Origin of the sequence: Snodgrassella sp. W8158, from assembly GCF_016100435.1 — a bacterium.
Classification (GTDB): domain Bacteria; phylum Pseudomonadota; class Gammaproteobacteria; order Burkholderiales; family Neisseriaceae; genus Snodgrassella; species Snodgrassella alvi.
Genome location: NZ_JACFSM010000002.1, coordinates 231,412 through 257,514, shown reverse-complemented (window position 1 = coordinate 257,514; position 26,103 = coordinate 231,412). Strand labels below are relative to the sequence as shown.

The window sequence follows — 26,103 nt, the reverse complement described above, 5'->3', positions numbered from 1 at the left end:
GATACTGCTCCTATATTAGCAGTATCCATTTTTTATAACAAAATATTATTTTTCTGTTCTCAAATCCTTACGCAAAATTTTTCCTACAGCAGATTTGGGCAATTCTGAGCAAAACTCTATATCTTTAGGCACCTTATAACCGGTCAGATTCTGGCGACAATAGGCAATAATTTGTTCACGAGTCAGATTCGGATCCCGTTTTACTACAAATAACTTGATTGCTTCGCCTGATTTTTCATTAGGTACACCGATACAAGCCACTTCCAGCACCTCAGGCATAGCGGCTACAACCTCTTCTACTTCATTCGGATATACATTAAAACCCGATACCAGAATCATATCTTTTTTGCGATCTACCAGTTTTACATAACCTTTAGCATCAATTTCAGCCATATCACCGGTAGCCACAAAACCACGGCTATCAAGAACTTTAGCTGTTTCTTCCGGTCGGTTCCAGTAGCCTTTCATTACTTGCGGCCCCTGAACCCATAATTCTCCTACTTCACCAACCCCGAGAACCTTACCGTTATCATCACGAATTTCAATATCTGTATTCGAAACCGGCAAACCGGCAGTACCCGTATATTCAGGATTATTCAGCGGATTAGCGCACACGCCGGGGCTGGCCTCAGTTAGACCATAAGCATCAATAATGGGCACACCCGTAATGGCTTTCCATTCCTGCGCCACCATTTTCTGAGTTGCCATTCCTCCACCTAGCACCAGTTTCCAGGTTGAAAAATCAATCGTTTTAAATTCTTCATTATGAATCAGTGCATTAAACAGAGTATTAACGCCACTCATTACCGTTACCCGATTGTTTTTCAGAACTTTAACCAAAGCTTTGATATCACGCGGGTTGGTAATCAGAATATTTTTGGAACCGGCATTAGCAAAAATCATAATATTCACAGTAAGTGAAAAAATATGATATAGCGGCAATGGTGTTACTACTACTTCCTTTCCGGGCACCAGATTTGCCTTAATCCATTCTGATGCCTGCTGCATATTGGCTACAATATTACCATGCGTCAGCATTGCGCCCTTGGACATACCGGTTGTCCCGCCGGTATATTGCAACAAAGCCAAATCTTCCAGCTCAAGCGGTACCGGAGTAAAACGTTGTTTTTTCCCTAATTCCAGAGCCTGCAGAAAAGTAACTGCCCCCTCAATCTGAAAAGGCTTCACCATTTTTTTGACTTTGCGCAGCATGAAGTTCACTACAGTACCCTTCAGCCAGCCAAGCATATCGCCCATACTGGCCACTATCACCTGCTTGATTGCAGTCTGCTCCAGAACCTGAGCCACTGTATGCGCAAAATTTTCCAGTACAATAATCGCAGTTGCACCGGAATCAATCAACTGATGTGCTAATTCCCTCGGCGTATACAGAGGATTGACGTTAACAACTACGCCGCCAGCCTGTAACACCCCGAATACCGCAATCGGATACTGCAATACATTAGGCATCATAATTGCTACCCGCTCACCTTTTTGCAGATTCAGTACATTCTGCAAATATGACGTGAACTGATTTACAAAAGTAGCAGTTTGAGTATACGTGAGTGTAGTACCCATATTGGAAAAGCTTGGCTGCGGGCCGAATTTCTTCACACTGGTGTCAAGAACGTCAATAATTGACGAATATGCACGCACATCTACTTCTGCCCGCACCCCTTCCTGATAACTTTGTAACCAGATTTTTTCCATTATCTTTTTCCTCTGCAACAATGCGTCTAATTTAAAGTGAAGTAAGGAAATATCAGTCAAAACAGACTGCAAAGAAAACATCAAATCAGAACATCAGCATTGTCTGCAAGATGACTGACTGTAGCCAGCCAGTCTGTTGATATAAGTGATTAAATTAATTATTTTGAATACTATGACTGTCGGTATCTCTGATAATACCACCACCCAGACACACAGCGCCAGCATACAGTACAGCAGACTGACCGGGTGTCACTGCCCATTGTGGTTCATCAAACACCAGTTCCGCGCAATCATCAGCCAGATAACGCAATTGAGCCGCCGCATCAGGCATGCGATAACGTGTTTTCACGCCATAGCGCCCTTCTGCCGGACGTTCTGGTGTCGTAAAACTTAAATCATGCATAATCAGGCTGCTACTGAACAACAGTGGATGATCATGTCCCTGTACAACCAGAAGCTCATTATCCGACAAATTTTTTCCGGCAACAAACCATGGCTCACCGTCGCCACCAATACCCAAACCTTTGCGCTGCCCCAGTGTGTAATACATCAGTCCTTCATGCTCACCTACAATTTTACCTTCCGGCGTCACCATTGCACCCGGATTAGTAGGCAGATAACGCTGTAAAAATTGTCTGAACGGACGTTCACCAATAAAGCAGATTCCGGTACTGTCTTTTTTTCCGGCTGTGGGTAACTGAGCCTGCTCCGCCAGCCGGCGTACTTCAGATTTTTCCAGATCACCCAGCGGAAACAATGCACGCTGTAATTGGTATGGTTGCAGTCGATACAGAAAATAGCTTTGGTCTTTATTCTGATCCAGCCCCTTGAGCAGATAATGTACGCCATCGCGTACATCCTTACGTGCATAATGTCCTGTTGCAATCAGATCTGCACCACCGTTCAGCGCATGTTCCAGAAAACATTTGAATTTAATTTCTGCATTACACAATACATCAGGATTGGGTGTGCGACCAGCCTGATACTCCTGAAGAAAATATGCAAAGACATTATCTTTATACTGACCTGCAAAATTAACAATATCAATATCCATATCAATCAGATCAGCCACTGCTACTGCATCCAGTGAATCCTGCTTGATAGAACAATATTCGTCATCGTTATCGTCTTCCCAGTTTTGCATGAAGACACCGCGCACATCATAACCGCCCTGCTTGAGCAGCCAGGCTGTAACCGATGAATCCACTCCACCGGACATGCCAACAACAATACGTTGTGATAAATTTGCTTTTGTATTCATTTACATTCATCCAAAACCGGCGCAGATTGTGCCACAGGCAGAACACAGCAGCAACCTGCCGGCATAATTAATTGTGTATCAAACTTACAAAAAAATGCCATAAATACACAATTTACATCCATAATCAGCTTTTTATTTACACAAAAAAAATTTTTACTCAATACTATTAGCCTAAATAACACAGACTGCCGGTACTGTAATATCTGTCTGTAGACAAATAATCACAAGACCGGCAGCCTGTGTAAATGCAAATCAAACTCAGTTCTGACGCAGACGGCGCAATACCTCATCGCGCCCTAATAAAGCCAGCACCTGATCAATCGACGGGGTTTTTCCTGTACCACATACAGCCAGACGTAAAGGCATACCCAATTTACCCATTTTAATATTTTCTGTTTCACAAAATGGTGCAAAAAGAGCGTGAATACTTTCCGCATCCCAGTGTGATAACTGTTCAAGCAGGGCTGCAAAGCGCTGCATACGTGCCGGAGCATCTGCATCCCAGTGTTTAGCTACTTCCTTTTCTCCGGGAGTGGCTTTAGCATAAAAATATCTGCATTCTTCAGCCAGCTGATTTAAATCCTGAGTACGTTCCTTAACCAGTGCTATCACTTCAGCCAAAGCCGGCTGCTCAGTCACTTCAATGCCCTGCTGTGTCAGACGCGGACGCACCAGCTCAGCCAGACGAGAATTATCACTGGCTTTAATATGCTGCGCATTCAGCCACAACAGCTTTTCATGATCAAAACGGCTGGCTGAAGGGCTGACATCTTTTAAATCAAACCATTCAACAAACTGTTCCATCGTGAAGAATTCATCATCACCATGTCCCCAGCCGAGTCGTGCCAGATAATTCAGCAAAGCTTCCGGTAAAATACCTTGCCGGTCATAATCAACCACACTAACAGCGTCACGGCGCTTACTCATTTTTGCGCCTTTTTCATTCAAAATCATCGGCAAATGAGCATATTGAGGTAAAGCTGCACCCATAGCCAAAAGAATATTAATCTGTTTAGGTGTATTGTTGACATGGTCATCACCACGGATAACCTGCGTAATACCCATATCATAATCATCTACAACTACACAGAAATTATAGGTAGGCGTACCATCGGCACGCGCAATAATCAGATCATCCAGATCCTGATTGGCAATGGCAATATGACCTTTAACCAAATCATCCCATGCCGTTTCACCAGTTAGCGGCATTTTAAAACGTACAACCGGCTGAACACCTTCGGGTACAGGTGGCAGTGTTTTGCCTTCATCCGGCCGCCAGCGGCGGTCATACCAGAAGTGTTCACCACGTGCCTCAGCTTCCTGCCGCATTGCTTCCAGTTCTTCACGGCTGGTATAGTCATAATAGGCATGACCGGAAGCCACTAACTCACGTAAAACTTCTGCATAACGGTCAAAGCGCTTTGTCTGGTAAAACGGACCTTCATCATAGTCCAGACCAACCCAGTGCATACCATCCATAATCGCCTGCACTGATTCAGCCGTAGAACGTTCCAGATCCGTGTCTTCAATTCGTAATATAAACTTACCATGATGTTTACGTGCAAATGCCCAAGAGAACAAAGCAGTGCGCACACCACCAATATGCAAAAAACCGGTAGGACTGGGAGCAAAACGAGTACGAATCATGATTACCATTCTTCAGACACAGAAAAAACCTTATTGTACGCGTAAGCCAGAGTAAACAAAACCCGTTCGTGATATGCTTGCACTAATACCAGTAACCGTATGAAAGGCAGCATATATGAACTCCCCGAAACATCTGGCTGTTTACTACACTGGCGGAACCATTGGTATGCAGCAAACACCGGCCGGACTGGCTCCGGCTGCCAATTTTGCCAGCCTGGCTGCGCCGATTTTTCAGGAATACAGTCATCAGCTCAAATGCGACTGGTTTATTTGTGAACCACTGATTGATTCTTCAGCGATTACCCTGTCAAACTGGGAGACATGGCTTAACTGGATAGACAGCAAAGCTGAAAATTATGATGGTCTGCTCATTCTGCACGGTACCGATACCATGGCCTACAGTGCCAATATAATTGCGCTGGCACGGCCGAAACTGAATATCCCCATTATCCTTACCGGAGCCATGCTACCCCTGGAAGCTGATAACAGTGATGCACCACAAAACCTGCGTACTGCACTAGCTGCATTCAGCCTGCCGGGTTTTACCCAAACTGCCATTGCCTTTAACAGACAGCTCTGGCCGGCTGTCGGCAGCAGCAAAATCAGTACAGAACAGGCAGACGCATTTGCCAATCCGCAGTTTGGTTCACTGGCACAATGGTCAGAATCCGAAGGATGGTTTAATACTAATCTGCCTGTTGCCGGCAATTCAGACCTATCTGCACAATATGACATCAGTACATCGGCCAGAATTCACTGCTTTACTCTGACTCCGGGCGCTAATCTGGCAATGATTACCACCAGTCTTACTCACAATCCGCCTGACGGAGTAATTTTACAAAGCTATGGCAATGGCAATACACCTAATGATAGGAATTTTCTGGCTGCAATCAGACAGATTAGTGAGCAATCTATACCTGTTCTGAATATCAGTCAGGTTTTACAGGGATGTGCCTCTGCTGTTTACGCACAAGGACATGAATTGCGTGCAGCCGGCGTTATCAACGGCGGTAAATGTAATCTGGAAACTGCTGTGGCTATCCTGACACTGGCTGTAAGCAATAACTGGAATAAAGAACAAATTGAAAATCTGCTGCATACACAGAAGCTGATTTAAATATTTACTTTTGCAGGATTATCCGGCTTACCCTGTAACCGATTAATCCTGCAAAATTTTTGTTAATAAACAGCTTCTGATAACTTAGTCCGGTATCGTCGATACTATAAAAAGCTATTAACAACTTTTTGTATCCTCAATTACTAGAAACTTTCGTTGAAAAACTGTTCAAATTTTCCAAAAAATTTCATTTAAAATTAATCATTTAAACCAGTTTATAATAATCAAATATCTTTATACAAACGCTGGTCTCTGCCAATTATTTTTAAATAAAAGTTTATCGGGTTTTATAGTCATGTGCCTATTTTTTATCAAACACGATTTCATATATACTGCATTTATATTTATTATTAATAAATTCAAATTAAATAAATATCCACAATTTGAAATTTAATTAACAAATTAACAACAACTTATGTACTTAATAAAAAAATATGATATTTTATTAAGAGTTTTAAATACCTATAACCATGATTTATGATATAACTCTTTCTTTTCAGAATAGAAAAGTCAGTTATGGAAGAAAACCTTGCGATAAAACAAAAGGCTTATATTATTCTGGGTTCTTTTCTGGTTGCCGCATTTATTATTGGTATTGCCGGTGCATTGCAAGCACCGACACTCAGCCGTTATCTTGCCGAAGATGTGAAGGTTAATCCATATCAGGTAGGTTTGTTTTACTCAATCAATGCCGTTGCCGGCATTGTCATCAGCTTTCTGCTGGCACAATACTCTGATAATAAAGGTGTTCGACGGAATATTATTCTATTTTGTTGTCTGATGGGCATAGGAAATTGCATTACATTTGCATTTTCGCGCCAATACTTTATCCTCGTTACCGTAGGCATATTTTTTTCAGCTTTTACCTCTGCTGCTATGCCGCAAATTTTTGCATCTGCACGTGAATATACAGATAAAACTGGCCGCAACGTTGTCGTTTTCAATGGCATTTTACGGGCACAATTGTCACTGGCCTGGGTAATCGGTCCGCCATTATCATTTGCATTAGCCGTGAATTACGGATTTACCATTATGTATCTGAGTGCGGCAGCTATGTTTTTTGTAGCCATGCTGATCGTTTTTCTGTGCTTTCCTGTCATAAAACGTCCAACATCTGTTACTAAAAAACAAGAGCCAAAAGAAAAGATTTTCAATAATCCTAATGTCATTTTGCTGTTTATCGCTTCAATCAGTATGGGTACAGCAAATATGATGTATTTGATTGATATGCCTTTATATATTGATGATATTTTGCCCGGTTCACCTTCACTGCCCGGACATTTGATGGGCATAGCTGCTGCCATTGAAATTCCCGCTATGCTGATTGCCAGCATGCTGGTACCGCGCTTTGGTAATAAAAATCTGATTTGTTTTGCAGTCATTTGCGGCATCATATTTTATATCGGTATGGTTTCGACCCAAAACGAATGGATGCTGATTGGTTTACAATTCTTTAATGGTTTATTTATCGGCATAATAGCCAGTATCGGCCTGATTTATTTCCAGGATTTATTACCTAAACGTACGGGTGTTGCTTCTACATTGTTTAATAACTGTATTTCTTGCAGTATTATTCTGGCCGGTATGTTGCAGGGCGTAATTTCGGCCAACTTCGGCCATCAGAGTATCTATACCATTTCTTTAGCCATGGTAATTTTATCTTTCATCTTGTGCCTGATTATTCAGCCACCGCCTTCAGCAATTAAATCGCCCTCAAAGTCAAAGGTTAATCACTGATCAGCACCGTAATCAGCGTTCTAATAAGGTTCTAAAACTGACTATAGGCTTATCTTAAAACAACTATTATCAATATCAATAAAGCACTGTAGTAATAAATAAATTCATACCGCCAAAAATCCGCATTAACAAACAAATATTTTCCTAAACTATCCGACACAATCATATTATCGTTTAACAGTTGTAAACGTTTAAATAGTCATATTTCAGGGAAAATAAAACGCAGTTGTATGATTCTAAATTATTCAAAACCCAGTGCTAAGTTGATGGTGAATGATTAAATGCTGATGATAAAAAATCATACCCATATCCAATCCTACAATCGGTGAAAAACTGGCTGATAATCCTAAAATGGTTACCACAGAAGCTGTATGTGCGGTAACTACCACCCGGATTACTTTAAAAACGAAGTTGGAACAAAACTTATTGCGTAATAAGCATTTTCAGTAAAAAAGTTTCTATAGAACTTGGGAAAAGCTTTATCTATTGTTTTCAATGATACAGATATTGATGCAGCAGTAACCAGCGCCATAATTTTCAAATTCCACAATGACGGACAAACCTAAGTCTGTGCCAATCATATTTATGTGCGAAGCGCTGTCAACGACCAGTTTGTGCCTAAATTCTAAGAAACTATCAACAATTTGACATTAGTCACGGTATGGATGCAGGTGTTAACGTAAGCCCTTTGATTGATAGTCAGGCAGTAGCAAAATTATTGAACATACTCAAGATGCCATCATTGAAGGCGCTAAATAGTTACAGGTTTGGTTGCAATGTGGGTGTTTGGGAAAAATCATATATTAACAAAAGTTATTATCAAAAGAATAATAGGAGCTTCTCTGAATTACTCAAACAATTTAGAAAGAAAAATAAATTCTCCGTCATTCAGTGATAAAAAGCCTATTTGAATTTAACAAATTGTTTTTTTAATTAACATTAATATACAAAATATTGCGAATAGAACAAGGAAAGTTTACAATCCGCATGATGCAAAACCAATTGATAAACCCGTACTTTATTTTTGCTTGGTTCTACTTTGATATTAAGCATATACATTTGTAAATAACCGGATAATCTCAAAAAGCGGAAGATTAATGAACAGATTTATTCTAACAATAGTAGCATTCTTTGCTCTGTGTTTTGCGGGTTATCAATGGCATAAAAGCAAACAAGAAAAAAAAATATTTGTTCAGGATATCAACTCCAGTACTGATTTTGATTTTGATCAGGATATCAAATCCAGAACTGATCAATATGGTTTTCTGGATATATCAGTTAATCTTCCCGGAAGTAAGGGAATTGTCATTATGGCTCCAATCAATTGTCCGTCACGACAGGCAAAGATTGCTGATTATCTGGCCACAGAATTAAATAAACAGAATATTCCTGCTACCCGAATTAGTGGTTACACTTTCAATCATAATCTAGCCAATATGTCAGAAAGAGAAATAAATCAGATGATTGACAGAGTTGAGTATGTCAAAACAATGGCTTTTCCGCTGGTATTTGTAAATGGTAAAGTAAAATCTAATCCATCAATTGAAGACATCAAAAATGAGTGGAAATTACAATAGTTGTTTCGTTAACCAAACCTACTTCGACATGTTCAATAAAAATTAAAATTAATCAAGTGTGCCAATGTCTGCATCTTGTATTTTCAGGATCAGCTTCCCAGTTGAACTATTTAATTTCTAATTTGTTTAACAATTGCCTTTATACAGTACTATTCTGCCTGGTTTGTTACAGGACGTAATTTCTGCCAACTTCGACCATCACATTATTTATGTGATTGCACTTGCAATGGTGTCTGTTTCATTTATTTTCTGTCTGATTATTACTAAACCAGTCCATACCAAAATTTTTTCTTAGCAATAGTATTGATTAGTTTTAACTGAATAACACTACACAACACCAATTTCTATCAGGCTAAATCCAACCGGTTTAGCCTTTTTAATTAACACTGACATCTATACATCATTGAAATCAATAATCAAATAAGGCAGCACTTTATTTGCCTGCTTGTAGACGCTCAGCAATTAAGAATATACGCATAAATTAAGCAATTAATTCTTAAAATAATATTTATAATTAATATTAATTGCCAATAATACTAATTATAAAAACATTTAATTTCATTCTTATTGAATTTTTTTCAATATTCTACGTTAGCAGAATATTTATCCAGATTGACAGTATAAATTTAATCCCGTAATTTAACCGAATAAACCAATCAATTATAAGACTGATATATTCAGTCAGTTAATTATATTGTTAGAACACATATCATACCGTTGATACTAGTAAAAACCTGCTTAGGCCGGTCTGCACTTTTTTGGAGAAAATATTATGAGTCAAACAAGCAATGTTCGTCAGCGTCAACTGGCCGCAGCCCCTCGTGGCGTCGGTTTCATGTGCGATTTTTATATTGATCACGCTAAAAATGCTGAGTTCTGGACTCCTGAAGGTAAACGTTATATTGACTTTGCCGGAGGTATCGGCGTTCTGAATACTGGTCATCTGCATCCCAAAGTACAAAAAGCAGTAGCTGATCAACTGCAGAAATTTTCGCATACCTGTTTTAATACTGTTCCATATGAGCTGTATGCTAAGGTTGCCGAAAAAATTAATGCCAGAGCACCTATAGCCGGCGACAAACGCACAATGTTTGTTACCTCTGGTGCTGAAGCTGTTGAAAATGCCATTAAAATTGCCCGTGCCTATACCAAAAAACGTGGTGTGATTGCATTTAACGGTGCCTTTCATGGTCGTACCAATCTCACTATGGCTTTAACCGGCAAAATCGCACCCTATAAAGTAGATTTCGGGCCGTTCCCTGCTGATATCGTACATGCACCTTATCCGAATGCACTGCATGGCGTTAGCATTGAAGATGCATTGCATGGTCTTCATAATATTTTCAAATGCCATCTAGCGCCCAGCGATGTTGCTGCTATCATTATCGAAGTAGTTCAGGGTGAAGGCGGCTTTAATGTTACACCAAATGAATTTCTGCGTGCCTTACGCCAGCTAGCTGATGAACACGGAATTGTGCTGATTTTTGATGAAATTCAGTCCGGCTTCGCCCGTAGCGGAAAAATGTTTGCTACCGAATTGACCGGCGTACAGCCTGATTTAATGACTATTGCCAAATCTCTGGCTGGCGGTTTTCCGCTTTCCGGTGTAGTCGGCAAAGAAGCCATAATGAATGCTCCTGTAGTAGGCGGCCTGGGCGGCACTTACGCCGGTAGTCCACTGGGACTGGCTGCTGCTGATGCAGTTATTGATGTTATCGAAGAAGAAAAACTGTGCGAGCGCGCCAATATTCTGGGTAACAGATTGAAAGAACGCTTTAACAATTTAAAAGAAGTTATTCCGTCTATTGCAGAAGTACGCGGACCGGGCTCTATGGTCGCTATTGAATTAGTTAAACCCGGCACCTCAGAACCAGATGCTGAACGAACCAAAAAAGTACAGCAACTGGCGCTGGAAAACGGTCTGATGATTCTGACCTGCGGACAGTATTACAACGTAATTCGTTGTCTCTATCCGCTTACTATTGAAGATCATGTATTTGATGAAGCATTGAATATACTTGAAACTGCCCTGCGTCAGGCTCAATAATATTCATTGTCTGCAGGCTGCTCCGGTAGAATATTTGCCGTCAGCCTGTCATGTCTGTTTCAGTTTTTTTAGGAAAAAACTATGCAATTGCATGATTCTGCATTATTAAAAACCCAGTGTTATATAAATGGACAATGGCTGAACGCCGATAATGGCGCAGTTATTTCAGTTATCAATCCGGCTACCGGAAACAATCTGGCAGACGTGCCCCGCATGGGTACAGCAGAAGCTGAACGTGCTGTGGCAGCAGCACATGCAGCATTGAAACCATGGCAAGCCAAATCAGCTAAAGAACGCAGTAATCTTCTGCGCCGCTGGTTTGAGCTAATGATGCAGCATCAGGAAGATCTGGGCATTATCCTGACTTCAGAACAGGGTAAGCCGCTGGCTGAGGCTAAAGGTGAAATTGCCTATGGTGCATCTTATCTGGAATGGTATTCAGAAGAAGCCAAGCGTATTTATGGTGACACCATACCCGCGCCGTCAAACGACAAACGGATTATGGTACTTAAGCAGCCAATTGGCGTATGTGCAGCCATTACGCCGTGGAACTTTCCGAATGCGATGATTACCCGCAAGATTGCTCCGGCTCTGGCTGCCGGCTGTACTTTTGTTATTCGTCCGGCCTCGCAAACACCATTATCTGCACTGGCCATTGCTGAGCTGGCACAGCGTGCCGGCATCCCGCCCGGAGTAGTCAATGTCATTACCGGCAGCTCCAGTGAAATCGGTAAAGTATTAACTGAAGACGATCGGGTAAAAAAATTCAGTTTTACCGGTTCTACAGAAGTAGGTCGTAAACTGATTGCTCAGTGCGCCGGTACTGTAAAAAAAGTATCTATGGAACTGGGTGGTAATGCACCATTTATCGTCTTCAATGATGCTGATATCGACGCAGCCGTAGAAGGTGCGATGATTTCCAAATTCCGCAATGCCGGCCAGACCTGCGTATGTGCCAACCGGTTGTATGTACAGAGTGCTGTATATGATGAATTCGTGGATAAACTGGCTCAGGCCATTGCCAAACTGAAAATAGGCAACGGACTGGATCAGGGCGTAACTGTCGGACCATTAATCGATGCAGGTGCGGTTAACAAAGTTCAGGAACATATTACTGATGCTATTGGCAAAGGGGCGGAAATCGTTACCGGCGGAACCGCAGATAATCACGGTGAATTATTCTTCCAGCCTACATTACTGAAAAATGTTACTCAGGACATGAAAGTTGCTCGTGAGGAAACTTTCGGTCCGCTGGCGCCGGTATTTCGTTTTGAAAGCGAAGAAGAAGTTGTCAGCTGGGCTAATGACACCGAATTCGGGCTAGCCAGTTATTTCTACAGTCGTGATATCGGCAGAATAGTACGCGTCAGCGAAAATCTGGATTATGGCATGGTAGCCATCAATACAGGACTGCTGTCAAATGAAGCAGCACCTTTTGGCGGCGTCAAGCAATCCGGTCTTGGTCGGGAAGGTTCTAAATACGGTATAGAAGATTACGTTGAAATTAAATATGTACTTCTTGCCGGCATTGACCAGTAATTCCTGAATCCGCGGCAGCCATAATCTGCTTCGCTGCCGCTTTCTTCATAATTATAAAAATCCTGAATGCACTGCATAAATCAGGATGTGACATTGTTGACTGAATTCAGCTAGCAAAAGGTGTTTCAGTCTGATATTACTCTTTCCAAAGGAGAATTAATTTGAGCACATCATCCACACTGAAAAACGGACTTAAATCACGCCATCTGACTATGATTTCTATTGCTGGCGTGATCGGAGGGGCTTTATTTATTGGCTCCGGCTCTGTAATTTACCATACGGGACCCGCAGCCATTCTTGCCTATGGTGCCGGCGGTCTTTTGGTCATGCTGATTATGCGCATGTTAGGAGAAATGGCTGTAGCTCATCCGGATAGCGGTTCTTTTTCCACATATGCCGATACTGCTATCGGCCGCTGGGCAGGTTTCAGCATTGGCTGGTTATACTGGTTTTTCTGGGCATTGCTCATGGGCTGGGAAGCCTATGTAGCCGGTAAAATTCTTAATAACTGGTTTCCTGTATTTCCCATCTGGAGCTATATGCTGGCAGTAACCGTAGCTCTGGTTGTTATCAATCTGATGGATGTTAAAAATTACGGGGAATTTGAATTCTGGTTTGCTTTAATCAAAGTAGTCGCCATTGTATTGTTTCTGATTGTAGGCAGTCTGGCTATTATCTATTTATGGCCGTGGGGTCAAGCAGATGCAAAAGGCTGGACACACTTAACTGATCAGGGATTCATGCCTAAAGGATCATCATCTGTGGTAACTGCATTGCTGGGTGTTATGTTTGCCTATATTGGTGCTGAAATCGTTACTGTTGCTGCTGCAGAATCCAGCCATCCGGCTACAGAAATTCGTAAAGCCACAAAATCTGTTGTCTGGCGCATCATCCTGTTTTATGTAGGTTCGATTTTTATTACCGTTTGTCTGATCCCGTATAACGACCCGCGGCTGAATGACGCCACATGGGGAACATACAGTGTAGTATTAACCTCACTGGGAATTCCTCAGGCACGTCATATCGTCAACTTTGTTGTCCTTACTTCAGTTTTAAGCTGTTTTAATTCAGCTCTGTATACCTGTTCGCGCATGTTATATTCATTGGCAAAACGCGGCGATGCTCATCGGATCATGTCCTATACCTCGAAAAATGGCAGTCCGCAAATTGGCGTGCTTATTTCCTGTGTCTTTACCCTGTTTGCAGTGTATCTCACCGCTACCGCCAAAATGGATGTTTACGATGTACTGATGACTGCTACCGGTACGATTGCCCTGTATGTTTATCTCGCTATCAGCTGCTCACAATTATTTCTGCGTAAAAAACTGGAAAAACAAGGGCAGACACTGACATTTAAAATGTGGTGCTTTCCATGGCTGACTTATCTGGTTATCGGGCTGATTATTGCTTCGATTATTATTATGATTATCGAAGGAACCTATAAATATGCAGTAATATATACCAGCATACTGGCGGCCATCATCCTGATAATGGGTATAGTGGCACAAATATTCAAAATCGGCAGCCAGCAGAATAAAACAGACTAATATTTAATATTGGTTTTATACAGATTAGAGCAGTAATAATATTTATCTATCTTGACACAGATTGATTAAGATAAATATTCGGATAAATTAATTTAAATTTTATTCGCCATAACTGGCAACAATTCAGTACACTATTCATTTTGAAATTCAACCGGCACAAAATGATTACACTAGAACAATGTCAGCAATGGGATGCCGCCGATATTCTGGCTCCCCTAAAAAATCAGTTTGAATTACCACAAGGGGTTATATATCTGGATGGTAACTCTTTGGGTGCGAAACCCAGAAAAGCTGCAGAAAATGCTCAGGCAGTGATTAATCAGCAATGGGGTACCGATCTGATTAATAGCTGGAATAAAGCCGGCTGGTGGGATTTACCGGTACGACTAGGCAATAAAGTCGGTCAGCTGATTGGTGCTCAGGAAAATGAAACCGTTGTTACCGATACAACCAGCCTGAATCTGTTTAAAGTATTGGCCGCAGCCATCCATATTCAGCAGAATAATGACAATAACCGTAAAATCATTATCGCTGAGCGTGATTCTTTCCCTACTGATATTTATATGATTGAAGGTTTTATGGCTCTGATTAATCAGGGTTATCAGCTTCATCTAATAGATACACCGGCAGATCTGCCCGCCTGTATTAATGAAAACACTGCCGTTGTAGTGTTATCTCATGTTAACTATCGTACCGGTTACCTGCACGACATGGCAGCAATCAATGCACTGGTACATTCGCATGGTGCTTTAACTATCTGGGATTTGTGTCATTCAATCGGTGCTGTACCTATTGATCTGAATGCCAGTAACAGTGATTTTGCTATTGGTTGTACTTACAAATATTTGAACGGCGGTCCCGGAGCACCTGCTATGCTGTGGGTAAATGAGCGTTATCAGACTGCATTCAGCCAGCCATTATCCGGCTGGTGGGGTCATGCGCGGCCGTTTGATATGGCTGACAGCTATACACCTGCAGATAATATTCGTCGCTATTTATGCGGTACACAGCCGATTGTATCTATGAGTCTGATAGAAAGCGGCGTAGATATCTTTTTACAAACAGATATGCAGTCACTGCGGCACAAATCTCTGCAGCTAACTGATTTACTGATTGCCCTTACTGAGCAGGAATGTGCCGGACATAATTTAACGCTGATTACACCGCGTGAATATGCTCACCGTGGCAGCCATGTCAGCCTGCGTCACCCTCATGGTTATGCCATAGTTCAGGCTCTGATTGCCCGCGGTGTAATCGGAGATTATCGCGAACCGGAAGTGATTCGCCTGGGAGTTACACCTTTGTATCTGAGCTATACCGATATCTGGCATGCTGTTCAGCATCTGAAACAGGTATTAATTAATGAGGAGTGGGCACAGCCACAGTTTCACACGCGCGGACAGGTAACCTGATTTGCATTTCTTTAATCCACACAGGTACAGGCCGGGCATGAATATTCTGCTCGGCTTATGCTTCTCATCTTAAGGAAAAACGATGGGTAATTTCGAGCGTATTCAGTCTCGGGAAACAGGATTACACAAAAAGCTATCCGCCGGTCAGATGAGCATGATTGCCATTGGCGGAGCAATAGGAACCGGCTTATTTCTGGGCAGCAAATTTGCCATTGGCTTTGCCGGCCCTGCTGTTATCATCAGTTATGCACTGGGCGGCATGATTGCACTGGCTTTAATGGGATGTCTGGCAGAAATGACTGTGCAGCACCCTACTTCGGGTTCTTTTGGTGCGTATGCTGAATTTTATCTGCATCCTCTGGCTGGTTTTCTGGTGCGTTACAGTTACTGGGCCTGTATTGTTCTGGCTGTGGGTACAGAAGTCACTGCCATTGCTGAATACATGAAATTCTGGTTTCCACAGGTTGATTCATGGATATGGATTGCAGTGTTTTCATGCTGCCTGATCGGCGTTAATGCCTATAGTGTCAAAGCTTTCGGTTCAGTTGAATACTGGTTTTCCACCATTAAAATTTTTGCCATTATCGTATTTATTGTACTGGCTGTCAGCGTATTACTAACGCAAAGCAGTATCAGCAGAATTGAACAAAACATGTTTAGCGGCGGCTTTGCTCCGCATGGATTTTCCGGTATCTGGACCGGTGTGATTATTTCCATATTCAGCTATCTCGGTATTGAAATGATCGCTATAGCCGCAGGTGAAGCCACCAATCCTGAACAGGCAGTTAAAACCGCGTTTAAAGGAACTTTTGCAAGGCTATTGATATTTTATCTGCTTGCACTCAGTCTGATTGTCATGCTGGTACCGTGGCAGGAATTAATTAAAGAAGGAAGCACCAGCCCGTTTGTCAGCGTAATGAAAAATGTAGGTATACCATTTGCCGACAGTATTCTGAACTTTATTGTCATTGTTGCTGCACTTTCAGCCATGAACAGTATGCTCTATATTGCCACTCGTATGATGTTCAGTCTGTCTCGTGCTAACGAAGCACCACAAATATTCGGTAAAGTAAAAAGTAATGGCGTACCACTGAATGCACTGGCTTTATCTTCTGCCGGTATTGCTGTCGCCGCACTGGTTTATATTTTAAATCCGGAAACGGCTTTTCCGGTTATGATAGCTTTGTCTATGTTTGGTGCATTATTCAGCTGGGGGGCTGTATTTCTGACACATCTGTGTTTTCGCATCCGGATGCAGCGGCAACAGCAAAAACTGAAATTTCGTGTACCCGGTTTTCCATTTGTCACTATAGCCGGTTTATTGGCCATAATCAGCATCATGATTACCACATGGTTTACCCCGATATTCCATGCTACTTTATTATTTGGCGTGCCTTTTCTGGTATTTTTAATTCTGGCATATTTTATTCAGATATACCATAAAAAGTACAAATAAATACTAAGTGTATATACCCTCACAGCATCAATGCCCGCTGGCATTGATGCTGTTGTTAAATTGATAGAATGCCATTTGTAATATCAGACTGGAAAAATCTGAGCCACATAAAAATTTATATATTAAAAAATATATTTTCAGATTGATAATAAAATGACTATTTACTGAGATTCAGTAAATAGTCATTTTAGAAATTAGATATTGTTTAGATTATTAAATTATTTAATATAATCCTTCAAAAATATTGAAAGTTTTTGATTTTTTACTTTATGTAAGTAATAAGAAAATTAACCCGGAATCCAAAAAAACATTCTGGCTGAAAAATCGCCCACACTGATACCAGTAGAAGGTTTAAACGGAATAAACATCACTATAATAAAATAAAGCACCATTAAACAGAATGTCATTGAAATAGCTTTACGCCACATAGCTAAATATAAAAAATACCATGGACTAAAAATGCCAATATATTTCTATTTAACTTAAACTTTTATTCACACGGTAAATTATTATAATTTTTCTGAAACTGCTCAGTGGGTTTAAATTTAGGTAATCCATTCTCTTCATAGAATTTAAATCCAAACAGCCAAGCTTCACTAAGTGCCATATCGGAAGAATCACATGGTTTTTAAATACTATTATTATCCATAAATAATTTATAAGTATGTTAAAACCAAAAAACTTCATTTTTTACAAAAAGTTGTTAATTATAATATAAATAATTATTTTTAAGAATGTTTGAACATTTTGTTTAAAATTTTTATTAATGAATTGAAAGAGCTGCTTTTATGAAAGCAGCTCTTTTGGTCTGATAAAAACAATATTACTGATTTAGTGTCAGCAATAAATGATTCATGCGTTTTACAAATGCCGCCGGATTTTCCAGTTTACCGCCTTCAGCCAGCAAAGCCTGATCATATACCAGCTCAGCCAGTTCATTGCGCTGTACTTCGTCCTGTTCAGAAGCAATTTTTTTAATCAAAGGATGATCCGGATTAATTTCCAATGTTGGTTTGGTCTGCGGAATTTGACCGGCTGCACCGGAAGCTTCCAGCATTCTTGCCAGATGCTGGCTCATATCATGCTCACCAACAACCAGACATGCCGGACTTTCTGTCAAACGGGCAGTGGCACGAACAGCATCAACTTTATCACCCAGAGCAGTTTTAATTTGCTCTACCAGTTCCTTATTGTCTTCTTCTGTTTTAGCCTGGGCTGCTTTTTCTTCCTCATCAGCCAGATTACCTAAGTCCAGTGAACCCTTGGCTACACTTACCAAACCCTTGCCGTCAAATTCAGATAAGCTGTTTACCACCCATTCATCCACACGGTCAGTCAGCAGCAATACCTCAACACCTTTTTTCAGGAAAATTTCCAGATGCGGGCTATTTTTAGCAGCAGCATAACTATCAGCAGTAATATAGTAAATTTTTTCCTGCCCTTCTTTCATCCGACCAATATAATCAGCCAGAGTAACATTTTGCTCACTACTATCATTATGCGTAGAGGCAAACCGGCATAAACCAGCTATTTTGTCTTTATTTGTGAAATCTTCAGCAATACCTTCTTTCAGTGTATTACCGAATACCTGCCAGAATTCAGCATATTTTTCCGGCTGATTTTTCTTCAGATCTTCTAAAAGAGACAATACTTTTTTAACACTGCCAGAGCGAATTGCATCGAGATCACGGCTTTCCTGCAAAATTTCACGGGATACATTCAAAGGCAAATCGCTGCTGTCGATCACTCCGCGAATAAAACGCAGATAAGAAGGCATCAGCTTTTTCGCATCATCCATAATGAATACACGTTTTACATATAACTGTACACCATGCTTAGGTTCACGCTCATATAAATCAAATGGTGCATGTTTCGGAATGTACAGCAATCCGGTGTATTCATGCCGTCCTTCCACACGGAAATGTGTCCACGCTAAAGCATCATCATAATCGTGTGATACATGACGATAGAAAGTCTGGTACTGCTCATCGGTAATTTCATTTTTCGGCCGCTGCCATAAAGCCTGAGCCTGATTAACCACTTCCAGCTCATCTGAAACTTTTACATTACCTTCTTCATCATATTCAGGCGCTTTCTTCATATAAATCGGCACAGAAATATGATCACTATAAGTCGTTACAATCCGGCGCAAAGTCCAGTCAGACAACAAATCTTTTTCATCATCTTTAAGATGCAGAATTACATCTGTACCACGGGCAGACTTACTAATCGGTTCAACAGTAAATTCGCCGTCACCAGCACTCACCCAGCGTACAGCTTGATTTTCTGCGGCACCTGCCCTGCGGCTTTCAACAGTTACCTTATCAGCCACGATAAATGCAGAATAAAAACCTACACCAAACTGCCCAATAAGATTGGCATCTTTTTTATCATCGCCAGTCAGTTTTTCCAGAAATGCTTTGGTACCGGATTTAGCAATGGTGCCCAGATGTTCAATAATATCGGCTTCAGTCATACCGATACCATTATCAGATACAGTAATGGTTTTAGCTTCTGCATCAGCAGTAACCTTAATCCTGAATTCTGCATCATCTCCCAGCAAAGAAGCATCATTCAGAGACTCAAAGCGCAATTTATCGCACGCGTCGGCAGCATTGGAAATCAGTTCCCGCAAAAAGATTTCTTTATTGCTGTATAAAGAATGAATCATCAACTGTAACAACTGTTTTACTTCAGTCTGAAAACTGTGTGTCTGTTTCATAATTTTCTCAAAAGCCCAAATATATGATTGTTGTTAATTCAAAATATGGGCAGCACAATTCAGTTTCAAGCCAGACAGTCATATGTTTGCTTGTTGTACAGCTTTTACCGCAAGCACAAAATATCAGACAAATATCAGTATATACATTTCAGACAAAGCTAATTTGTTACAATAGAATATTTACTAAGTCTACTAAATAAAACCGATCAAACATCATGAACACCCATCATTGTTTGCCTGATACCCGCGCATTTCCTACCGATCAGGTTAAAAACGAACTGCTGCTGCATGCAGCCAGTCTTGTAACACCTACATCAAAAGCACAAACTACCCTTGCCCGTGAGAGCCTGCAAACTGAAATCAGCCGTATGCTGGCACAAAATCACTATACCAATCTTTCTGTAGCACTGGCTATGGCGGCCAATAGTGATATTTACAATGCACTGTGGAACAGTATGGAAACTGTATTACAAGCACGTAATCAGACAGAAGTACAATGGTTGGCTTTGCCCGTGATAATAGTAGGTGGTGCTAAAGAAAATATCTCTCTGCCAGACAGCATACCCGCAGAAGCCATTACTGAAATCTTCAAAAACCGTCCATGGTCTGATGAATGGAATAAAATTCACTGGGCATCTCATCTTGTGAGTGATACTACCCTGACCCATATCAAAGCCAGTCAATGGTACGCTGCTAAACAAAATCAACAGATGGCCGCAGATTTTCTCGATCAGTTACCTAAAACACCACTAATAGTTGAAAGCGGACAATCAGTACAGGTTTTTTATGCCCTTGGTTTTTCCGGACCAGACATTCAGTCTGCCCTTAACTGCAATCTGGCAGATACTGCCCTGCCGCTCATGCAAGTCTGGCAAACTCATCTGGCTACAGCCGGTGCTACGCTGTTTATCAACCCGCTTGCGCCACAATCACCATTAAACGCCTTACGCTCTGGCAGTGCCATGCGTCTGCGAATGGCCTGTGATGTCTTTACGACTAATGCTATCCGGGCGATTCGCCTGCAAAGTCCACGGGTTGGCGTAGTTATTGCTGCTCAGGAAGGCGGGAATATATTATTTGGTTTCAACGCAACCGACAGTGTATTTGAACTTCAGCCACAAATTTTTCGCTGGCCGCTAACACAAGCAGACAACATTGACAGCATAATACAAAATTTCATTGATCTGCTGGCTGAGTGCAATGTTGAAAATATTCGCCTGTTACATGAACCAATCAGTGCACAGGCCCAATTGCCTAGTTATGCCCAATCTATCAATATGGTCGGGCATAACCCACTTTTTCCACGGAGTCACTGATGGCTGCAACTAAAGTATTATTTGTCTGTCTGGGTAATATCTGCCGTTCTCCCATGGCAGAATACATTCTGCGCGACCTGGTAACAAAAAAAGGTCTGAGTGAACAGATTGAAATTGCCAGCGCCGGTACTTCCGGCTGGCACAATGGTGAAGACATGCACTCAGGCACCAAAGAAATTTTGCATGCAAAACAAATCCGTACTAATGATTTTCAAAGTAGTGAAGTAAGGCCGGAAGATATTGCCATTTACGATCATATTATTGCTATGGATGATAAAAACCTGCAAGACTTATCCCGTATTTTTGGGTGTAGCCGTCCGGATAAAGTCTACAAAATTACCGATTTATTACCAGACAGCGAATATGACTACGTACCAGACCCCTATTTCAGCGGTAATTTTACAGAAACCTGCACCATTATCCATGCCGGCTGCGAGGCATGGCTCAAATACTGGCAAACCTCAGCAGGCAAACAGTAATCCAGATTACCCGCCGTTTATACTATCCGGATAGAATCTACTCAATAAAAGAGCAATATGGTAAAATTAATACCATATTTCAATTATTTGATGGTATTAAAACTTGCCAAAGCGCTCAGCTTTGGCATTGTTTTGGTACGTAAAATCAACACAGCAATAAGGAATTTAAAATGGCAGGACATAGTAAGTGGGCCAATATCCAGCATCGTAAAGGTCGTCAGGATGCCAAACGCGGCAAAATCTTCACCCGCCTGATTAAAGAAATTACCATTGCTGCCCGTCTGGGCGGTGGCGATCCCAATGCCAATCCACGCCTGCGTCTGGCAATGGATAAAGCCACTGATGCCAACATGCCCAAAGATAATATTCAGCGGGCAATAGATAAAGGTACAGGTAATCTTGAAGGTGTCGAATATGTAGAACTGCGTTACGAAGGTTATGGCATTGGCGGAGCAGCAGTAATGGTAGACTGTTTGACCGACAATAAAACCCGTACCGTAGCCGATGTACGCCATGCCTTCACCAAACATGGCGGCAATCTTGGTACAGACGGCTCAGTAGCTTTTCAGTTCGTTCATCAGGGCTATTTACTCTTCAGTCCGGAAGTGGATGAAGATACTCTGATGGAGGCTGCTCTCGAAGCAGGTGCTGAAGACGTTATCGTACAGGAAGATGGTTCTAAAGAAGTCATCACCGAACCCTATCAGTACAGCAGTGTTAAAGAAGCACTGGAAGCAGCGGGTTTACACGCGGCCGATGGCGAAGTAACCATGCGTGCAGTTAATGAAACCGTTCTGCAAGGAGCAGAAGCTGAAAAAATGCAGCGTTTATTAGACGCACTTGAAGATCTTGATGATGTTCAGAACGTTTATACTACAGCCGTACTGGAAACTGAATAAACATAAAACGGACTGTTACTCAGTCCGTTTTTATCATTAACAGCATATTATTACCATTGATTCATGCAAGCTATAACCGAACTTTTTCAAACAGCTTCTGCCGGTGAATGCGCTGAAATTTTAGATTTCTGGCTCAACGAATGCAGCCTTGATGAAGCACCAGATGTACATACAGTAAAATTATGGCAACAATTGTTTCAACAGCGCGGCAGTAAATTTAACCGTCTGGCTACCCTGTGTCAGCAATGGCTAATTGAAACAGACTCATTATGAAATCATCATGGATGAATAAATGGCTTTTCCTTGCCGCCATCTGGTTTCTGGCCAGCCTGTATTTTTTATTCTTCAAAGCAAGCGGTAATCCGGTACCTATTCCGCAATTTGATAAAATCTGTCACTTTGGCTTATTTTTCGGCCAATTCTGGCTCATGTCCAAATCCTGCTTCAGTGCCGGCATCACAATTCCGCTACGCCTGTTAATTATAACTGCCATTATCTGGGCTGCTTCCAGCGAAATTATTCAGGCGCTGTTCACTAAACGTGAAGGCGATATAATGGATGCAATGGCCGATCTCATCGGTGCCGCACTGGCACTTTGGCTGGCTCGTCAAATACAAACTGCTCGCCGCAACAGCAGCAAGGAGAAATATTAAAATGGATATTACCGTTTACCAGCAACGCCGTCAGACTGTACTGAATAAAATCGGCGAAGATGGCATTGCCATTATATTTGCCGCTCCGGAACAACGCCGCAGTAATGACACTGAATACCCCTTCAGACAGGATAGCTACTTTCATTACCTGACCGGTTTTCCTGAGCCCGGAGCAGCATTGATACTGAATGGACGTGAACACACTTCCACTCTTCTGTGCCGCAATAAAGACCCTGAACACGAAATCTGGAACGGTTTCCGTTATGGTTATACAGCTGCACGAGAGCAATTTGCTTTCGACTCAGCCGATGATATCAACCAGTGGCCGGTTTTGCTTAAACAAGCACTGACTGGTCACCGACGACTCTTCGCATTGTGGGGACTATATCCTGAAAATGACCCTAAGCTCATTGAATTATGGTATGAAGTTGCCCGTATAGCCAATTATCGCAGTGCTAATGGCAGTACGATTGCACCTGACAGCCTGGTAAATCTGGCCAGCATCCTTGATCCGATGCGTCTTATCAAAGATAAACATGAACAGTCGATCATGCGCATTGCCGCAGAAATCAGCGCACAAGCTCATATTCGTGCCATGCAGACTACTCGTGCCGGTCAGTATGAATATCAGGTAGAGGCAGAAATTCTGCATGAATTCATGCAACGCGGAGCACGCTATCCATCGTACAACAGCATAGTTGCCGGGGGCAAAAATGCCTGTTGTCTGCATTATGTCAGCAATAACTGTCAGTTGCAGCAAAATGATTTACTCATGATTGATGCAGGTGCCGAATACCAGATGTATGCTGGTGATATTAGCCGCACCTTTCCCGTCAGCGGGCGTTTCAGCAGTGCACAAAAAGATATCTACGATATAGTACTGGCTGTTAACCAGGCGAGCATTGCCTCTACTGTAAAACAAGCAAACTGGCAGAATATCAGTGCTACAGCCATCAGCATGCTAACCCAGGGGCTGATTGATCTGGACATCCTCCATGGCAGTCTCGAACAGAATATTGAAACTCAGACTTATCGGCGTTTTTATATGCATGGACTCGGACACTGGCTCGGACTGGATGTTCATGATGTTGGTGGCCGTTTTGACAGCAATGAACAGCCTATTTTGCTTCAGGCGGGAATGGTAACGACCATAGAGCCTGGTTTATATATCAGCGCAGCAGATGATATACCTCAGGCATTTCATAATATTGGTATTCGCATTGAAGACAACGTTCTGATTACAGAAACCGGTAATGAAGTACTCACTGCTTCTGTACCTAAAACTACCGCAGAAATCGAAACATTGATGCAGCACTAAATCAGAATCTGATCAGTATTAGCCATTAAAATAGCCGGATAACATTTATCCGGCTATTTTTTATAAATGTACTTTTAATGATTAAGCTGACGTGCGGCCAGTTCCTCCTGCGCAGTAGCCACAATATCAGTACCAAACAAAGAATTCACATCTGCCTCATCAAATACATAGCGTGCATGACAAAAATCACAGTTCACCTCAATACTACCCTGCTCCGCTACAGCCTCACCTACTTCCTGCCCGCCAAGCAATAGCAGCATATCACCAACCTTAGCGCGCGAGCAGGTACAGGAAAATTCAACATTCTGTGGTGTAAACACCCTTAGCTCATGCTCATGAAACAGCCTGAATAACAATGTCTGCACATCCAGCCGCAACAACTCATCCGCCGTAAGCGTCTCAGATAAAGCTGATAACTCTGTCCAGCTATCTTCATCTATATCCTGTTCGGGTAACTTTTGCAGTAATAGACCGCTGGCATGCTCATCATCCGCAGCAAGCATAATATACGTAGCCAGCTGTTCGGAACGTGCCATATAATTCATCAGCATCTGAGCAATACTGCTACCACTAAGCTCGACCATACCTTGCCAGGATTCACCCTGAGAGGGCTGCAAAGTCAGTACAAACATTCCTCCTTCACCAAGCAAATCTACCAATGTCATATTGTCATCAATGACAGCAGATTCATCCCAGCGTGCTGTTGCCCGGCAGGTTGCTGCCGATGTAGCTTCCGCCACCAGCATTTTCAAAACGCCCTTACCCTGCACCTGCACAATCAGATTACCGTCAAATTTCAGATTACTAGCCAATAATACCGCAGCCACAGTCAGCTCACCCAGAGCCTGATGAATTGCCTTAGGATAGATTTTATTTTCTGCTACATGCTGCCATACCTGCTGCAAATTCACATGCAGACCACGTACAGGACAGTCATCAAACATAAACCTCGTTAACTGATCTGCTTGCACCATCTTATTTTCTGTCATCATTCCAATCCCGGCAAAATAATCAAACAATATGACCTCATCCACTCAAAAATCAAGTAAAAGAAATCTCCGTTTGCATTAATATATATTTGACCTGACAAATCAGTTTATACCAAAAATATAAAATTAAACTTAGATATATAAATTAAATTTTAATTATCATTTCATAATTTCAATCCAAAATTAATTATAACAACGTAATAAATTATTTATAAATATATATACTTAACTTAAAAAATAAAATTATAACTAAATATAAATAATTATTTAAATTTAATAATTTTTATTAAAATATTTATTTATATATTATTAGCATTCCAGTAAGATTAACCAATTAATAACATTAAATATTTTTATAATTTATCTGATACTATTTCAGTTTGTCATAATATAACTTTAACTTAGTTAAGCCGAGCTATCGCCTGTAAAATGGATAGTAATCATATCCTTTTGGTGACAATGGTATGAATTTCTGTCATGTTGGAGATCATAACGACATTCTTAACGATAGTAGTTGTTATAATTCTCTCTGTAAAATTCCGAATGTAACACCTACATTTTGTAGCAATATTCATATTAGATAAAATAGTAAAATACCTTTCTCCAATTAATTTAAAACTAGTATTAATCCTGGTAATTTATAAATAAAATACATATTTCTTACTTTTTAATTAAAT

At 41.3% G+C, this 26,103-nt stretch carries 19 protein-coding genes; 14 read left to right on the top strand and 5 right to left on the bottom strand.

Annotated features, from left to right (window positions below):
• Positions 1-45 precede the first annotated feature (45 nt).
• The 3 genes from H3V11_RS05710 to gltX all read right to left on the bottom strand — a co-directional run bounded on the left by H3V11_RS05710 (position 46) and on the right by gltX (position 4,621).
• Positions 46-1,710 (bottom strand): AMP-binding protein, encoded by a 1,665-nt coding sequence (locus H3V11_RS05710; protein ID WP_198223816.1) that lies wholly within the window; start codon positions 1,708-1,710, stop codon positions 46-48.
• A gap of 154 nt (positions 1,711-1,864) precedes the next feature.
• Positions 1,865-2,971 (bottom strand): tRNA 2-thiouridine(34) synthase MnmA, encoded by a 1,107-nt coding sequence (mnmA, locus tag H3V11_RS05705; RefSeq protein ID WP_078474316.1) that lies wholly within the window; start codon positions 2,969-2,971, stop codon positions 1,865-1,867.
• Positions 2,972-3,229: 258 nt separating this feature from the next.
• Complete coding sequence (gene gltX / locus H3V11_RS05700; RefSeq protein ID WP_198224284.1) at positions 3,230-4,621, bottom strand: glutamate--tRNA ligase; 1,392 nt, start codon at positions 4,619-4,621, stop codon at positions 3,230-3,232.
• A gap of 112 nt (positions 4,622-4,733) precedes the next feature.
• Here gltX and H3V11_RS05695 point away from each other — a divergent pair, with 112 nt between their 5' ends.
• The 8 genes from H3V11_RS05695 (at position 4,734) to H3V11_RS05660 (ending at position 17,050) form a co-directional block, all read left to right on the top strand.
• The gene (locus H3V11_RS05695; protein ID WP_174829953.1) at positions 4,734-5,735 is read left to right on the top strand and encodes an asparaginase; all 1,002 of its coding nucleotides are present in this window, start codon (positions 4,734-4,736) and stop codon (positions 5,733-5,735) included.
• A gap of 516 nt (positions 5,736-6,251) precedes the next feature.
• Complete coding sequence (locus tag H3V11_RS05690; RefSeq protein ID WP_198223814.1) at positions 6,252-7,472, top strand: sugar efflux transporter; 1,221 nt, start codon at positions 6,252-6,254, stop codon at positions 7,470-7,472.
• A 1,097-nt stretch (positions 7,473-8,569) separates the two neighbouring features.
• Entirely contained in the window at positions 8,570-9,049 is a 480-nt protein-coding gene (locus H3V11_RS05685) for a hypothetical protein (protein WP_198223812.1), read from the top strand.
• Between the two features lie 772 nt (positions 9,050-9,821).
• Positions 9,822-11,096, top strand: coding sequence for a 4-aminobutyrate--2-oxoglutarate transaminase (gene gabT / locus H3V11_RS05680; protein ID WP_198223810.1), 1,275 nt, complete (start codon positions 9,822-9,824; stop codon positions 11,094-11,096).
• A gap of 81 nt (positions 11,097-11,177) precedes the next feature.
• Entirely contained in the window at positions 11,178-12,635 is a 1,458-nt protein-coding gene (locus H3V11_RS05675; RefSeq protein ID WP_084554051.1) for an NAD-dependent succinate-semialdehyde dehydrogenase, read from the top strand.
• Positions 12,636-12,796: 161 nt separating this feature from the next.
• On the top strand, positions 12,797-14,182 hold the full coding sequence (locus H3V11_RS05670) for an amino acid permease (RefSeq protein ID WP_232335775.1): 1,386 nt from the start codon (positions 12,797-12,799) through the stop codon (positions 14,180-14,182).
• A 161-nt stretch (positions 14,183-14,343) separates the two neighbouring features.
• A complete protein-coding gene (kynU, locus tag H3V11_RS05665) occupies positions 14,344-15,594 on the top strand; it encodes a kynureninase (protein ID WP_198223808.1) in 1,251 nt (416 codons plus the stop codon).
• An 82-nt stretch (positions 15,595-15,676) separates the two neighbouring features.
• Positions 15,677-17,050 (top strand): amino acid permease, encoded by a 1,374-nt coding sequence (locus H3V11_RS05660; RefSeq protein ID WP_198223806.1) that lies wholly within the window; start codon positions 15,677-15,679, stop codon positions 17,048-17,050.
• 823 nt (positions 17,051-17,873) lie between these two features.
• Here H3V11_RS05660 and htpG read toward each other — a convergent pair.
• A complete protein-coding gene (gene htpG / locus H3V11_RS05655; protein WP_198223805.1) occupies positions 17,874-19,772 on the bottom strand; it encodes a molecular chaperone HtpG in 1,899 nt (632 codons plus the stop codon).
• 215 nt (positions 19,773-19,987) lie between these two features.
• Here htpG and H3V11_RS05650 point away from each other — a divergent pair, with 215 nt between their 5' ends.
• The 6 genes from H3V11_RS05650 to H3V11_RS05625 all read left to right on the top strand — a co-directional run bounded on the left by H3V11_RS05650 (position 19,988) and on the right by H3V11_RS05625 (position 24,437).
• Complete coding sequence (locus tag H3V11_RS05650) at positions 19,988-21,088, top strand: conjugal transfer protein (RefSeq protein WP_198223803.1); 1,101 nt, start codon at positions 19,988-19,990, stop codon at positions 21,086-21,088.
• Entirely contained in the window at positions 21,088-21,567 is a 480-nt protein-coding gene (locus H3V11_RS05645; protein ID WP_078474307.1) for a low molecular weight protein-tyrosine-phosphatase, read from the top strand. Before H3V11_RS05650 ends, H3V11_RS05645 begins: the two co-directional genes overlap by 1 nt.
• Before the next feature lie 170 nt (positions 21,568-21,737).
• Positions 21,738-22,466: a YebC/PmpR family DNA-binding transcriptional regulator gene (locus H3V11_RS05640; RefSeq protein WP_025330323.1), complete on the top strand. Its 729-nt coding sequence runs from the start codon at positions 21,738-21,740 to the stop codon at positions 22,464-22,466.
• A 63-nt stretch (positions 22,467-22,529) separates the two neighbouring features.
• Positions 22,530-22,739, top strand: coding sequence for a hypothetical protein (locus H3V11_RS05635; protein ID WP_025330322.1), 210 nt, complete (start codon positions 22,530-22,532; stop codon positions 22,737-22,739).
• Positions 22,740-22,750: 11 nt separating this feature from the next.
• Positions 22,751-23,119: a VanZ family protein gene (locus tag H3V11_RS05630; protein WP_198223801.1), complete on the top strand. Its 369-nt coding sequence runs from the start codon at positions 22,751-22,753 to the stop codon at positions 23,117-23,119.
• A gap of 1 nt (position 23,120) precedes the next feature.
• The gene (locus tag H3V11_RS05625) at positions 23,121-24,437 is read left to right on the top strand and encodes an aminopeptidase P N-terminal domain-containing protein (protein ID WP_198223799.1); all 1,317 of its coding nucleotides are present in this window, start codon (positions 23,121-23,123) and stop codon (positions 24,435-24,437) included.
• A 74-nt stretch (positions 24,438-24,511) separates the two neighbouring features.
• Here H3V11_RS05625 and hslO read toward each other — a convergent pair whose 3' ends face one another.
• Positions 24,512-25,426, bottom strand: a complete 915-nt coding sequence (gene hslO, locus H3V11_RS05620) for an Hsp33 family molecular chaperone HslO (RefSeq protein ID WP_198224279.1) — start codon at positions 25,424-25,426, stop codon at positions 24,512-24,514.
• Positions 25,427-26,103: the final 677 nt, after the last annotated feature.